The following is a 14819-nucleotide window of genomic DNA, read 5'->3' as shown; positions in this document are numbered from 1 at the left end:
TTATGATAGAAACAAAAACAATATCCGAAACAAAGGAGATCATTCAGGACAACAAGGATTACACTTTGTTCTCGTGGAGCAAACAAAAAGGTACCAATCCGATTGCCGTTAAATACGGCGAAGGCGTTTATCTCTATGATTACGATGGCAAGCGGTACATTGATTTTTCGTCGGGATTGATGAACGTGAACATCGGTCACGGCGACCAACGAATTACAGCGGCGGTGATGAAACAAATGCAGGAAGTGAGTTACGTTACGCCGAGTTGCGTGACAAAAGTTCGCGGCGAATTGGGAAAGAAGTTGGCAGAGATTTGTCCCGGTGATTTGAACAAAGCTTTCTTCACCCTGTGCGGTGCAACGTCGATCGAAAATGCCATCAAGCTTGCAAGACTTTATACCGGTCGTCATAAAATTTTAACCCGCTATCAATCATATCACGGTGCGTCTGTTGGTGCCATTTCGGCGAGTGGAGACCCGAGAAGAATTCCTGTTGATGCGCAGCAAGCGCCCAACTTTGTTCACTTCGATTTGCCGTATGCTTATCGTTACGAACACGGCGAAGAAGCGCTGTTGAAAGATTGCGTTGCGCAATTGGAACGCATCATTGCTTACGAAGGCCCGGGCAATATCGCTGCAATTTTATTGGAAGGACAAAGCGGCTCATCGGGTTGTTTTATGTATCCTGATGGTTATTTAAAATCAGTTCGCCAAATCTGCGATAAGCACGGTATCCTGCTAATTATGGATGAAGTGATGAGTGGTTTTGGTCGCACAGGAAAATGGTTTGGTTTTCAGCACCACGACATAGTTCCCGACATGATTGCGATGGCGAAAGGATTGACCTGTGGTTATCTTCCGTTTGGTTGTTTGATGGTAAGCGATAAGATCGCTGTGAAGTATGACGATGCCGTGTTGCCGCTTGGTCTTACGTATTCTGCGCATCCTGTTAGTTGTGCCGCGGCTTTGGAAACCTTGAAGATTTATGAAGACGACAACCTGATTGAGAACGCCGAAGCAATGGGTCGTTACCTTGATTCACGGATAGAAGAACTCAAACAAAAACATCCGTGCATCGGTGATTGGCGCAACGAAGGTTTGCTCGGTTGTTTGGAATTGGTGAAGAACCGGAAGACAAAAGAACCAATGGCGCCTTTCAACGCGAAGCCGGATGAAATGGTGGTGATGAACAAAGTGGCGGCGAAGATTAAAGAACTCGGCATGTACACTTTTGTTCGCTGGGGTTATGTTTTTATTGCGCCGCCGTTGATTGTTACCAAAGAGCAGATTGATGAAGGGTTGGCTATTATTTCGGAAGCGTTGAAGATTGCGGATGAAGCGGCCCAACCCCTATAATCTTTTCTCAAAGCGGTCCGATGGTGCTAAAGCCCCTTCCCGGTGGGAAGGGGATGAAGAGTTCTCAAAGTAAAAAATGAAGCAATGCTTTGAGAAAAATTTCAAAACAATAACGAAACGCCGCAAAGTTGGCTCAGTGCGGCGGATGGCCTTCCCACCGGGAAGGTCGGGATGGGCCACTCATAATTTTCTCCTGCATGGCTGAAAACAATTCCTCTCTTTACAACGAAGACCTTGCGGTTGTTCCAAAGGAGAAACGCACCTGGGGTACGTGGAATTATGCGGCGCTGTGGATCAGCATGAGCTTGTGCATTCCAACGTACACGATGGCAAGTTCGATGATCAACCAGGGCATGAGTTGGTGGCAGGCGATACTCACCATCTTTGTGGGCAACGCCGTTGTTTTGGTACCCATGATTTTAAACGGTCACGCCGGCGCCAAGTACGGCATTCCGTTTCCGGTGTTTGCAAGAGCGAGTTTCGGAACAAAGGGCGCAAACATTCCGGCTATGTTAAGGGCGATTGTTGCGTGTGGATGGTTTGGTATTCAAACATGGATTGGCGGTGCATCGCTTTACAATTTAATACGTGCGTGGAATCCTTCTTTGGAAGCGATAAATGTCACTTCCTTGTTTCCGCAGGCTGTTCCGTTTTTGTGCTTTCTCGCTTTCTGGTTGTTGAATATGTTCGTTGTTTACAAAGGCGTAGAAAGCATCCGAAAGTTGCTTCAGTTCAAAGCCGTTTTCTTACCGCTGGCGGCACTGGCTTTGTTCTTTTGGGCTATCACAGCCGCAAAAGGATTGGGACCAATTTTATCTGCACCTTCAAAGTTTGGAGACTCGTCATCTTTCCTGCATTTTTTCTTTCCTGCGTTGACTGCCGTTGTAGGTTTTTGGGCTACACTATCGCTGAATATTCCTGACTTTACACGCTACGCAAAATCACAAAAAGATCAAATAAAAGGACAGGCAATCGGTCTGCCACCTTCGATGACGTTGTTTGCATTTGTTGGTGTTGTAGTCACGTCGGCATCGGCCATGATTTACGGAAACCCCGAGTGGGACCCGGTTCAGTTAGCGGGCAAGTTCGAAAATAAATTCATGGTAAGTTTCGCCATGATCGGCATTATCATTTCAACACTTGCAACAAACATTGCAGCGAATATTGTTAGTCCGGCCAACGATTTCTCAAACCTTGCGCCGAAGAAAATTAATTTCAGAACAGGCGGTTACATCACCGGCATCATCGGCGTTTTAATTTTTCCCTGGAAACTAATGGCCGATCCGCACGGCTATATTTTTACCTGGCTGATTGCGTATTCAAGTTTGCTGGGTCCAATCGGTGGCATCCTCATCGCCGATTATTATTTTGTTCGCAAGCAAACGCTTGTTGCCAAAGATCTTTATCGTCACGAAGGAATTTATGGTTACGGAAACGGGTACAATCGTGCGGCAATAATTGCGTTGATGTTGGGTGTGTTGCCTAACCTTCCGGGTTTTCTTTTACAGATCGGCGCCGTTTCTACAACGGTCTTTCCCGAATGGATTTCGGGGCTTTACAATTATGCGTGGTTCGTTGGGTTTTTTGTATCGGGAATCGTGTATTTATTGCTAGCAAAACCGGTTGCGCAAACGGTGACTGAAAACGCAGAAGGCGGTGTCACAACGATACCGCAATCAACATTAAACGTTCAAAACAATCTTTGATGTCCATACTCATTAAGAACGGAAGAGTCGTTACGGCCGATTCGGATAGCATCGCTGATATTTTTATTGAAGGCGAAACGGTGAAAGCGATTGGAAAGGATTTGCCGATGCAAGCCGATGAAATAATTGATGCGTCGGGCAAGCTTGTTTTTCCCGGTGGCATTGATCCGCATGTGCATTTGGATATGCCTTTCATGGGCACATTTTCCAGCGATAGTTATGAAACCGGAACGAGAGCAGCGCTATTTGGCGGCACAACTATGGTGATTGATTTCATTTTGCAAAAGCAAGGAGCTTCATTGGCCGATGCGTTGAAAGAATGGCGTTCACGTTCGGATAATAATTGCGTAGGCGATTACAGCTTTCACATGGCCGTAACGGACTTCAACGAAGACACTAGAAAAGAAATCAAACATTTTGTAGAAGAGGAAGGCATCACGTCGTTTAAAACGTTTATGGCCTACAAAGGTGCGTTGATGATAGACGACCGGCAGATGGTGGGCTTGATGGAAGAAGTGAAAAAGCAAGGCGGTTTGGTGACGGTTCACGCCACCAATGGCGACATGATTGATTACTTAATTGCAAAGCATCGAGCCGAAGGAAAGTTGTCGCCGCTTTACCATTATTTATCGCAGCCCGAAGTCACCGAAGCCGAAGCTTCGGAACGTTTTGCTGATCTGGCAAATTACACCGGCTGCCCCGGTTACATTGTTCATCTAACTTGTGAAGGTGCGTTGAATGCGGTTCGCAACGCAACAAGACGAAACCAAAACGTGTTAGTGGAAACCTGCATTCAATACCTGGTAATCGATGCGTCCCTTTACGAAAGGGAAGACGGAGCGAAATGGGTGATGAGTCCTCCATTAAGAGAAAAGAAAGACCAAGAAACGTTGTGGGCGGGCATTAATCAAGGCTTGGTGAAGGTTGTTGCAACAGACCATTGTCCGTTTAAGTGGGAGCAAAAGCTGATGGGCAAAGATGATTTTTCAAAAATTCCGAACGGTCATCCGGCGATTGAAAACCGTATGGAATTGCTGTACAGCGAAGGCGTGAACAAAGGCCGCATTACGCTGAATAAATTTGTGGAAGTAGCTTGTACAAATCCTGCAAAAATCTTCGGCATGTTTCCGAGAAAAGGAACCATCGCTGTTGGTTCCGATGCAGACATTGTCATTTTTGATCCTGCCGAAAAGCACACCTTGTCTGCAAAAGCACATCACATGAATGTGGATTACTCGGCTTACGAAGGTTGGGAAATCTCCGGAAAAGTGAAGACGGTTTTGTTGCGGGGCAAAGTTGCTATCAACGATGGCAAATGCAGTGTTGACAAAGGTTTTGGAAAATTTATTAAGCGAAATAAAGTAAACGGAATAATTTAGAATTAAGAGTTATGAATTATGAGTTATGAGTGAAAGCATCGTATATCAGAAAGCGTATCTCTTCGCCATTGAGGTTGTAAAACTGTATAAGCTTTTGAGTATGGAAAAGAAAGAATTTGTGCTTTCAAGGCAAATGCTCAGGCCTGGTACGTCGATTGGCGCAAACGTGAACGAAGCCGTTTCAAGTGAGTCGAAAAGAGATTTCGTTCATAAATTAAGTATTGCATTAAAGAAGCGAGAGAGACGACTTACTGTAAGTCTTTTAAAAGATTCGGAATATATTACACCAGAACAGTTTTCTCCCTTAAGTAATTCGTGCACATCTCTAATAAAAATTTTAAGCAGCATTATCATCACAACCAAAGAAAGATATTTCAAGAAACAGTCAACAACTCATAACTCTTAATTCTAAACTCTTAATTAAAAATGCGCATCATCAAATCAGGTTTGATACAAATGAGTCTTCCCAAAACCGAAGGCGAGGGAACGATTGAAGAGATTAAAGAGGCCATGATTCAAAAGCACATTCCGCTCATTGAAAAAGCGGGAGAGCAGGGCGTGCAAATTCTTTGCCTGCAGGAAATTTTTGACACGCCGTATTTCTGTCCGGGACAAGACAAGGCCTGGTATGCATCCGCAGAGCCCGTGCCCGGACCGACCACCGAACGCATGGCCGAATACGCAAAGAAGTACAACATGGTGATGATTGTGCCGATTTACGAAAAAGAACAAGCGGGCTTTTTGTACAACACGGCGGCGGTGATTGATGCAGACGGAACGTATTTGGGCAAGTACCGCAAGAACCACATTCCGCATACGTCGGGATTTTGGGAAAAGTTTTTTTTCAAGCCGGGTAATTTGGGTTATCCGGTATTTCAAACAAAGTATGCGAAGGTTGGTGTGTACATCTGTTACGACCGTCACTTTCCGGATGGTGCAAGAGTCCTCGGATTAAACGGAGCAGAGATTGTGTATAATCCATCCGCAACGGTTGCAGGGCTCTCACAATATTTATGGAAGCTGGAACAACCGGCACACGCCGCGGCCAATGGCTATTTTATGGGTTGCATTAATAGGGTGGGAGAAGAGAAGCCCTGGAATCTCGGCAAGTTTTACGGTTCGTCATATTTCGTTGACCCGAGAGGACAAATTTTTGCGCAGGCATCGGAGGATAAAGACGAATTGTTGGTGGCGGAATTTGATTTGGATATGATTGAAGAAGTAAGAGCAACCTGGCAGTTTTTTAGAGATAGAAGACCGGAGACGTATGGGAAACTGGTGGAACTTTAAATGGTTCAGGGTTATGAGTTATGAATTATGAATTGCTTCGGTGTTCATCGTTCTTCCAACTCATAACTCATAATTCATAACTCTTAATTATTTCCCGTGGCAATCTTAAATAATCGCCTCACTCCTGAAGAATACGCAGAAAACTTCAGCGACATTCACCCGCCGTTCGATAAAAAAGAAGCGGCGCTCGTGGAAGCAAACCGCTGTTTGTTTTGTTACGATGCGCCGTGTATGAAGTCTTGTCCAACAAGTATTGATGTGCCGAAGTTCATCAAGCAAATCACAACGGAAAACATTAAAGGTTCGGCGCATACCATTTTTCAGTCAAACATATTTGGCGGTGGTTGTTCAAGGGTTTGCCCGGTAGAAAAGCTGTGCGAAGGAAGTTGCGTGTACAATCTTATGCACGAAGACCCAATTCCCATTGCTAAACTTCAACGTTACGCAACGGATAAAGCCATCAAAGAAAAGTGGCAACTGTTCGAACGCAAGCCGTCAACCGGAAAGAAAGTTGCCATTGTTGGTGCGGGTCCTGCCGGGCTTTCTTGTGCGCATGTGTTGTCGAGAGAAGGCATTGATGTAACGGTGTTTGAAAAAGAAAGCAAGGGCGGTGGCTTGATGACCTATGGAATTGCGGCCTATAAAGTCACACCGGAATTTTGTCAGGATGAAGTTGATTTTATAACCTCGCTCGGTGGCATTGCTATCGAATACAACAAAGAACTTGGAAAGGATCTTTCGCTCGCCGAATTGAGAGTGCAATACGATGCGGTTTTTCTTGGCATTGGTGTTGGTCTTGCCCGGCAACTACAAATTCCCGGCGAAGAATTGGAAGGTGTTGTTGATGCGATTGAATTTATTTATAACCTGCGTTCAAAAACCTTCAACCAAATTGCTGTTGGCGATAAGGTAGCCGTGATTGGTTTAGGCATGACGGCGATTGATGCAGCCACGCAAGCAAAGCGTTTAGGAGCAAGCGAAGTAACAATTGTCTATCGCAGAACACAAGATGAAATGCCTTGCACACAAGTAGAACTTGATCTAGCAAAACTTGACGGTTGCAACATCAAGTGGTTGGCCGCACCGAAAGAAGTGATTGGCGCAAACGGCAAAGTATCGGCTCTTGTTTGCAGAGAAATGGAACTTGGCGTTCCCGATGCATCGGGGCGAAGATCACCCGTTGATACGGGAAAATCCTTTTCTCTGGCGGTTGACATGATCATCAAGGCGGCTGGACAAATGCCCTTCAAGGAATTGGTGGATGGCTCCGATTTGCAAAACAGCAACGGTAAAATTGTGGTGAAGAACAACGACACAAATATTGACGGCGTTTTTGCTGGCGGTGATTGTGTGAACGGCGGCAAAGAAGTAGTGGACGCCGTGCAGGCGGGAAAAGACGGTGCTGCGGCGATTCTCTCTTATTTAAAATTGAACAAGGTTGATGCAAAAACTGTCAACGGCGTCGAGCACACGATAGTGGCTTCGTAAGCATTTCATTTGTCATTCATCATTCATAACTCATCATTCATAATTTTCTTATGGCTGATATTTCTGCAAACTTTCTCGGAATCAAATCGCCCAATCCTTTTTGGTTGGCCAGTGCGCCGCCAACGGATAAAAAATACAACGTATTGCGTGCCTTTGAAGCCGGCTGGGGCGGCGTGGTTTGGAAGACGCTTGGCTCACAGGTAAAGAATGTTTCTTCACGCTATTCTGCGGTCAATTACAACGGCAGTCGTGTGATGGGTTTCAACAACATTGAGCTTATTTCCGACCGACCGCTACACATCAACCTGAAAGAAATTGCGGAGTGTGTTAAACTCTTTCCCGATCGTGCGATGATTGCCTCGCTCATGGCCGACAACACAAAAGAAAGTTGGCACGAGTTGATTGCACAAGTAGAAGATACCGGTGCGCACGGCTTTGAACTGAACTTTGGTTGTCCGCACGGCATGACCGAAAGAGGCATGGGTGCAGCGGTGGGTCAAGATCCGGAGATTGCAAGAATGGTGGTGGAATGGGTGATGGAAAAAGCAACCATTCCCGTTATCACAAAGTTGACACCGAACGTTCACTCTGTTGTTCCAACCGGACGAGCCGTTGTCGAAGCAGACACCGATGCACTGTCGTTAATCAACACCATTCAATCCGTCACCGGTGTCGATCTTGATACGCTTGTTCCAAATCCTTATGTGGCGGGTAAATCGGTGTTTGGCGGCTATTGCGGTCCGGCGGTAAAGCCCATCGCGTTGAAGATGCTTACCACTATTGCCCAAGACCCTGTGACGAACAAAGTTCCTATCTCGGGTATTGGCGGTGTAAGTACGTGGCGTGATGCGGTTGAATTTATGCTGCTTGGCGCAAGCAACGTTCAAGTTTGTACTGCCGCCATGAAACACGGTTTCCGCATTGTGGAAGACATGTGCGAAGGCCTGAACAACTGGATGGATGAAAAAGGCTTTGCCACCATCAATGATTTCATTGGCAAGTCGGTTGAAACCATCACGCATTGGGAAGACCTCGACATCAACTATCACCACATTGCCAAGATCAATCAGGACAAATGCATTCATTGCGGCCTATGTTATATTGCTTGTGAAGACACTTCACACCAATCCATCAATCTTACCTACGGCAAGCCGTACAATATGTATTTGGTCAAAGAAGAGGAATGCGTTGGCTGCAATCTTTGCCAATTGGTTTGCCCCGTTGACAATTGCATTACCATGGAGGTTCACCGCAAAGGCGATGAGTACCTGAACTGGAAAGAGTTTCAGCGATTGGGCATGCCGCTCAATGACCACTAAGCAAAGATGACGGATAACAGATGGGCGATGACGGAAGGCATCTGTTTTGCTGTCATCCATCATCGGTTATCCGTCATCTACACTCTAACAATTTCTTTGTAAAAACCTTGCGCAGAATTTATCGCTGCTTCTTATCTTTATGCCTCACCAAAGAAAAGGAGGTATTCATGAGTCTACAGATTATTCATGGGGAACCTTCGGTTGGTATCGCCTAACCGGGTTGCATCCATTCAAATATCTGAGCGCTTTGAGCGCAAAAATTTAATCCCTCCGCTGTCTGGCGGAGGGATTTCTTTCTTCTTCAACTCCGTTTCTTTCAGTAGCTTAGGAATATGAAAATGTGGCTGACTGGTTTTGTGCTATTTTCCTGCTTTGCTGCCTCCGCCCAGCAAAGGCTTTCTTTTTCTTCCATTGATTGGAAAACCCAATCGTTTGATGCCCCAACACCCGATTCGCTGGCGCGTTTAATCAACACAAATTTTTCTACGACACCTGAAAAAGTGCGGGCCGTTTACAGTTGGATAACAAGCCATATTGCATACAACACCAACATCTTTAAACCGTGGGAAAAATATCATTACAGTCCAGATCCAATGGACACAGCCGCAGTTTGGCCTTCGGGTGACGAGATGACCGCTCGCAAAGTGATGCGCAAGCGCACTGCGGTGTGCGACGGTTATGCGAGGTTGTTTAAAGTTCTCTGTGATTATACCGGCGTTGAAGCCGTCGTTATCCAGGGTTATGGACGAGTGTCGGGCCAGGGCGACGGAAAATTTAGAACCAATCACACATGGAACGCAGTGAAGGTTGACAGCGTTTGGCAACTGCTCGACGTAACCTGGGCCAGCGGTTATTTAAACTATGCGGACGATTACATTTCGCTGCAAAATGATTCTTACTACTTGACGCCGCCGGAACAATTCATCAACGATCATTATCCCGAAGATTTGCGCTGGACGCTTTTGCCCGCTCCACCCATGCTGGCCGAGTTTAAGCGGATGCCCTTTCGGAGCAAAAATTTTTACCGCTACGGTATCGGCGGCTATTTTCCCGGCAACGGCGTGGTGGAAGCGACCGTTGGTGATACGCTTCGTTTTTCTGTTCAATTTAAAGATGCGGCAAGGGCAAAACAAACGGGCACCGATCCTTTTTTGGATACGGCCGATTATGCGCTGTGGCCGCGAAGTGCTTTTGTAAAACCTTTGGATGAAAAGGCGGCAAATCTTTCTTACATCTATACCGTTGAACCCGGCGTGGAATGGATTCATTTGCTGTACAAAGATGATGCGGTGCTCCATTACCGCTTAAAGCAAGCCGAGATAAATGCAAGAAGCAAATAAACCTTGGAAGTTTGCATTTTGCCCTACAAAAGAACTCTTAATTCTGCCCCCTTTCCTTCGGCTCTCTTTTAACCTCTTAACCCGTTTAGCTACATTTACAAAAATTTGAACATTCCCTGCGCCGCGCCTTCAACATACTAAAACGCTTTCTCCTTGCCCTTTTGTTGCTGCTCATTTTGCTGTGGGCATTTTTACAAACCGATTGGGGCCAAAACTTTCTTGCCGGACAGGTAACCTCGCGACTGTCGAAAGACTTGCAAACAAAACTTTCCATTAAACATGTAAGCTTTAGCTTTTTTAACCGCATGGAGTTGGAAGGCGTTTACCTGGAAGACCAAAAACACGATACGCTTTTGTACGCCGGCAAGGTAAAGGTGAACATCACTGACTGGTTCTTTTTTAAAGACAAGGCCGACCTGAAATACATCGGGTTGGAGAACGCTGTTGTAAACCTTAACCGAACCGATTCGGTTTGGAATTACGGTTTCCTGGCAAAGTATTTTGCTTCGTCCGACACCGTAAAAGTGAAGAAAGATCCGGGCATTCAATTTAGCCTGAAGCAGGTGGAACTGAAGAACGTTGCCTTTGTGCAAAAAGATGCCTGGAAAGGAAGTGACATGATTGCGAAAATTGGTGCGTTGAATTTGGATGCGGACGAAATCAGCGCAAGCAAGAAAAGTATCGTGATCAAAAACCTTGAACTGAGCGACCCGTATTTTTCTACGCTGAATTACCAGGGTAAGTTTAAAGACACGAGTTCTTCAAAAATGGATTGGAACATTCAATTCAATCATATCCAAATTACCAACGGACGCTTTCGGCAGGATCAAAATAATTACACGCCAACCGTTACTTATTTTGATGGGGCGCACATTGACTTTCGTGCCATCAACGCGGCTGTTAACAATTTCCGTTTCCGGAATGATTCGCTTACCGGCAACGTGGATTTGAACGCGGCGGAGCGTAGCGGTCTTGTGGTGAAAAGCTTAAAAACCGATCTTTCCATTCAGCCGCAAGCTTTTGTTTTCGACAAACTTTTCTTACAAACGAACCGCAGCACGCTGACGGATTATTTTTCGATGCGCTTTAGCGGGAAAGGCCTCGCTGATTTTATTCACGCCGTTACGCTTGACGCAGATTTTAAAAATGCATCCATTGCTTCCGATGACCTGGCATTTTTTATTCCGGATGCAAAGCCGTGGAAGAAAGCCATCAAGATAAACGGAAGGGTAAGGGGTTCGGTTGACGGACTGTCATCGGAAAATTTAGAACTGTGGTTAGGCAGCAATACGTATGTGAACGGTAGCGTGAGTGTTGTGGGTTTGCCCGACATCAACAAAACCCTGTTGAACATTGACGCAAAAGAATTGCGGACAACTTATGGCGATGCGGTAAGTTTTTTTCCGGCGCTGGCAAACGTTACTTCGCCAAACGTGCGGGCACTTTCTTATTTAAAGTTTAAGGGAACTTTCACCGGCTTTGTGAACGACTTTGTTTCTTACGGCACCATTCAAACGCCTTTGGGCACGCTGACAACGGACATCAACATGAAACTGCCGAAGAACGGCGAACCAATTTATTCGGGCACGTTAAGCACCGATGGTTTTGAATTGGGCACTTTTGTGAACAGCACGGACCTTGGTGTTGTAGATTTTCACGGTAGCGTAAAAGGCCAGAGTTTTAACTGGAACAAAATGGCCCTCAACATTGACGGCATTGTTCACCGCATTAAATACGGCAATTACACGTATCAAAATATTGCCGGAAAAGGCATCATCAGCAAAAAACAATTCAACGGCGATTTTACCATCAACGACCCGAATGCGGATTTGCACCTGAGTGGCCTGATTGATTTCAGCAAAGACGTACCGGTGTTTGATGCCACGGCGCAGATTCGTAAAGCGGATTTGAAAGAACTTCAATTGTCTTCTGAGGACATCCGGCTGAAAGGCGATTTTAATTTGAATCTACAAGGCAACAGTTTGTCGAACTTGATTGGTACGGCCCGAATCAGTAATGCTGAATTGTTGGCCAACGGGCAAAAGCTGTCCTTTGATTTTTTAAACGTCGCTTCGTATTACATTAACAACGAACGCAACTTAAGCGTCAGTTCCAACGAGTTTGACGGAAAGATCACCGGCAATTTTGATTTGACAACGTTGCCTTCCGCCTTCCGGTTGTTTTTAACCCGTTATTATCCCGCTTACATTAAGCCGCCTACGCACTATAACCAACAGGATTTTTCATTCGACATCACGACGGGCATTGTGGAAGATTACGTTCACTTGCTTGATAAGAATCTTTCCGGCCTGAACAACAGTCATCTTGTGGGTTCGCTCAACACAAAGACCAACAGCATGACCGTTGATGCCGATGTTCCGGCTTTCTCCTACGGGAAATATTCCTTTACCGATGTGAAATTAAAAGGCGCTGGAAACCTTGACAGTCTGCGGCTTGATGGCAGCGTAACCGATGCACATCTCGACAGCAACGTGGTGTTGCCGCAAACAACTTTTCACATAAAAGCCCAGCAAGACGTATCGGACATTGTGCTGAACACAACCTCCAATCAAGCCATTAACCAGGCATCGCTGGCGGCGAAGTTGAAAACATACAGCGACGGCATTTCGGTTTTGTTTGCGCCTTCATCTTTTATGCTGAACGGAAAAACATGGACCATCGAAGAAGGCGGCGAATTAAACCTTCGCAAAAGTTCCGTTGCCAACGGACAAGTTGTATTGAGCGAAGGGCCGCAACAAATAAAAATTGAAACCGTTCCGTCAAGCGAAGGCGGCACCTGGAACGATTTGCACGTAACCCTTCAGAATTTGAATCTTGGCGACATTGCACCGCTCTTCTTAAAAAGCAACCGGCTCGAAGGTGCCTTATCGGGGAGTGCGGTCATCGAAAACCCAACGGGCAATATGCTGATTAACGCCGATTTAAAAGGCAGCGCCATTCGCATGGACAACGATTCGATTGGCGACGTGGTTTTAAACGGCCGGTACAATAACGTAAACGGTATGTTGAACGTTGTCGGAAACAATCTCGACACAGATCACCACATTGACTTTGCGGTGGCGATGGATTTTAAAGACACGGCACACCAGTTTCAGGACAAGATTAGTTTGAAGCCAAAGCAGTTTCAATTGAAATTCCTGGAACGTTTTCTCGGCACCTTGTTCAGTGACATTGGCGGCTATGCAACCGGCAACGTGGACATCATGCCCGAAGGGGCTCTTGCGGTGGAGGGAAAAGTGCGGCTGAACAATGCGAGCCTGAAAGTATTGTTCACGCAAGTGGCGTACACGATTGAAGACACGGACATTGAGTTGAAAAAAGATTATTTGGATTTGAGCGGCATTGTGCTGAAAGACCGCTTGGGAAACAGGGCAAAGATTACCGGCGGCATCAAACACCAGGGCTTCCAGAACATGAACTTTGACGTGGCCGTGCAAACGGTGTCACCACAAATGGAACTGCTGAATACAACCTATAAAGACAACCAGCAGTTTTACGGTCATGCCTGGGGTTCGGGCTCGTTTGTATTGCTAGGCCCGCAGTACGACATGGACATGTTCATTGACATGAAAGCATCGTCCAGGGATTCGTCTAACATCACCCTTCCACCGGCGCCAACGCAGGAAACAGAAAGCGCAACCTCTTTTCTTGTTGAAAAAAAATACGGCCGTGAGATGACCGAGATTGAAAAGCGCGGCGGCGAAACCAACATGCGTTATGAAATAAAGTTGACCGCTACGCCGATGGTGTCGGTTGATTTAATTATGGACGAAACAACGCAGGACATCATTCACGCAAGGGGCAGCGGTACACTGAAAATAACGTCGGGTACAACGGCGCCGCTGCGCATCAACGGTCGTTTCAACATTGAAGAAGGCGATTACAATTATACCTTTCAATCGGTGTTCAACCGGCCCTTCGTTGTGCGCAAAGACATCAACGCAAACAATTATATTGAATGGAATGGCGATCCTTACGATGCCAACATTAACCTGGAAGCTGTGTACACCGCAAAAGACGTGAGCTTCTCACCGTTGGCCTCTTCTTTAATTGTAGATGCCGAAGCCGCACGAACATTGACACGTCTCCGCAAGGACGTGAACGTAGTGGCAAAAATCACCGGCAAGCTCTTTACGCCCAAGCTTGATTTTCGCATTGAGTTTCCCAGCGACATTTCAAACATACCTTCCATTTCTTTTGCCATTGATCAATTGCAACGAAACACGAACGAGCTAACGAAGCAGGTAACGTTCCTTGTTGTTACCAATTCTTTTGCGCCTTACGAAAGCACGCAGTCCATTAACCGGCCTATCGAAGAGTTGGCGTACAATACCATCTCCGGCGTTTTGTTTAATCAAATAAACCGGCAATTAAACCAGATTTTCTCCCGCGTTTTGCGCAGCAATAAATTCACGCTCAACTTTTCCGGCTCCTTGTACAACCGCAACCTGCTTGACCCGAACGCAAAGGGCATACGTTTGTTTAACCAGGCAACATCAACATTGAGTGTAGGTAAATCGTTCTTTAACGGCAGGGCTATTTTAAGTGTGGGCGGCAGCTTCGATGTGCCGTTGGGAGAAAACATCCAACAAAGCTTTCAGATATTGCCCGACGTGTCGCTGGAGATTTTGCTTAACACGACCGGCTCTTTGCGGGCCACGCTTTTTTACCGGCAGAATTACGATTACCTGAACGGCTTTAACACAGGCGGCGGCACGCAACCGCAACGCTACGGCGCGTCGCTTTCGTACAACAAAGAGTTTGATTCATTTGGCGAATTGTTGTTTGGGAAAAAGAAAGATGACAGAAAACAGACGACGGATGACAGGAAAAAAACAACGGAAGGCCGCAGCGATTCAACCGAAATTATCAGCAAGAAACTCCAGAATTAATTTCTCTTCTCCCATCCTCCATCAATCAT

At 46.1% G+C, this 14819-nt stretch carries 9 protein-coding genes; all 9 read left to right on the top strand.

The window, feature by feature from the left end:
• Nucleotides 1-2: 2 nt before the first annotated feature.
• The 9 genes from FSB75_RS07505 to FSB75_RS07465 all read left to right on the top strand — a co-directional run bounded on the left by FSB75_RS07505 (nt 3) and on the right by FSB75_RS07465 (nt 14790).
• Nucleotides 3-1355 carry an aminotransferase class III-fold pyridoxal phosphate-dependent enzyme gene (locus FSB75_RS07505; RefSeq protein ID WP_146785015.1) on the top strand — a complete coding sequence of 451 codons (1353 nt, stop codon included), beginning with the start codon at nt 3-5 and terminating at the stop codon, nt 1353-1355.
• Nucleotides 1356-1552: 197 nt separating this feature from the next.
• A complete protein-coding gene (locus FSB75_RS07500; protein WP_146785012.1) occupies nt 1553-3061 on the top strand; it encodes an NCS1 family nucleobase:cation symporter-1 in 1509 nt (502 codons plus the stop codon).
• Nucleotides 3061-4440 (top strand): dihydropyrimidinase, encoded by a 1380-nt coding sequence (gene hydA, locus FSB75_RS07495; RefSeq protein ID WP_146785009.1) that lies wholly within the window; start codon nt 3061-3063, stop codon nt 4438-4440. Before FSB75_RS07500 ends, hydA begins: the two co-directional genes overlap by 1 nt.
• A 25-nt stretch (nt 4441-4465) precedes the next feature.
• The gene (locus FSB75_RS07490; RefSeq protein WP_146785006.1) at nt 4466-4846 is read left to right on the top strand and encodes a four helix bundle protein; all 381 of its coding nucleotides are present in this window, start codon (nt 4466-4468) and stop codon (nt 4844-4846) included.
• A gap of 20 nt (nt 4847-4866) precedes the next feature.
• Nucleotides 4867-5730 (top strand): nitrilase-related carbon-nitrogen hydrolase, encoded by an 864-nt coding sequence (locus FSB75_RS07485; protein WP_227990834.1) that lies wholly within the window; start codon nt 4867-4869, stop codon nt 5728-5730.
• A gap of 96 nt (nt 5731-5826) precedes the next feature.
• The gene (locus FSB75_RS07480) at nt 5827-7218 is read left to right on the top strand and encodes an NAD(P)-dependent oxidoreductase (RefSeq protein WP_146785003.1); all 1392 of its coding nucleotides are present in this window, start codon (nt 5827-5829) and stop codon (nt 7216-7218) included.
• 50 nt (nt 7219-7268) lie between these two features.
• Nucleotides 7269-8537 carry an NAD-dependent dihydropyrimidine dehydrogenase subunit PreA gene (gene preA, locus FSB75_RS07475; RefSeq protein WP_146785000.1) on the top strand — a complete coding sequence of 423 codons (1269 nt, stop codon included), beginning with the start codon at nt 7269-7271 and terminating at the stop codon, nt 8535-8537.
• Nucleotides 8538-8869: 332 nt separating this feature from the next.
• Entirely contained in the window at nt 8870-9877 is a 1008-nt protein-coding gene (locus FSB75_RS07470; RefSeq protein ID WP_146784998.1) for a transglutaminase domain-containing protein, read from the top strand.
• 161 nt (nt 9878-10038) lie between these two features.
• Nucleotides 10039-14790 (top strand): translocation/assembly module TamB domain-containing protein, encoded by a 4752-nt coding sequence (locus tag FSB75_RS07465; RefSeq protein WP_146784995.1) that lies wholly within the window; start codon nt 10039-10041, stop codon nt 14788-14790.
• Nucleotides 14791-14819 lie beyond the last annotated feature (29 nt).

Source organism: Flavisolibacter ginsenosidimutans, from assembly GCF_007970805.1.
GTDB lineage: Bacteria > Bacteroidota > Bacteroidia > Chitinophagales > Chitinophagaceae > Flavisolibacter > Flavisolibacter ginsenosidimutans.
The sequence above is the reverse complement of the archived record's forward strand: the minus strand, read 5'-3'. Positions and strand labels throughout refer to the sequence as shown.

Excerpts from the sequence above, each read along its gene's own strand:
- hydA (WP_146785009.1), top strand. The coding sequence starts at position 3,061 with ATGTCCATACTCATTAAGAACGGAAGAGTCGTTACGGCCGATTCGGAT.
- FSB75_RS07470 (WP_146784998.1), top strand. The coding sequence starts at position 8,870 with ATGAAAATGTGGCTGACTGGTTTTGTGCTATTTTCCTGCTTTGCTGCC.
- FSB75_RS07500 (WP_146785012.1), top strand. The coding sequence starts at position 1,553 with ATGGCTGAAAACAATTCCTCTCTTTACAACGAAGACCTTGCGGTTGTT.
- FSB75_RS07490 (WP_146785006.1), top strand. The coding sequence starts at position 4,466 with ATGAGTGAAAGCATCGTATATCAGAAAGCGTATCTCTTCGCCATTGAG.
- FSB75_RS07505 (WP_146785015.1), top strand. The coding sequence starts at position 3 with ATGATAGAAACAAAAACAATATCCGAAACAAAGGAGATCATTCAGGAC.
- FSB75_RS07485 (WP_227990834.1), top strand. The coding sequence starts at position 4,867 with ATGCGCATCATCAAATCAGGTTTGATACAAATGAGTCTTCCCAAAACC.
- preA (WP_146785000.1), top strand. The coding sequence starts at position 7,269 with ATGGCTGATATTTCTGCAAACTTTCTCGGAATCAAATCGCCCAATCCT.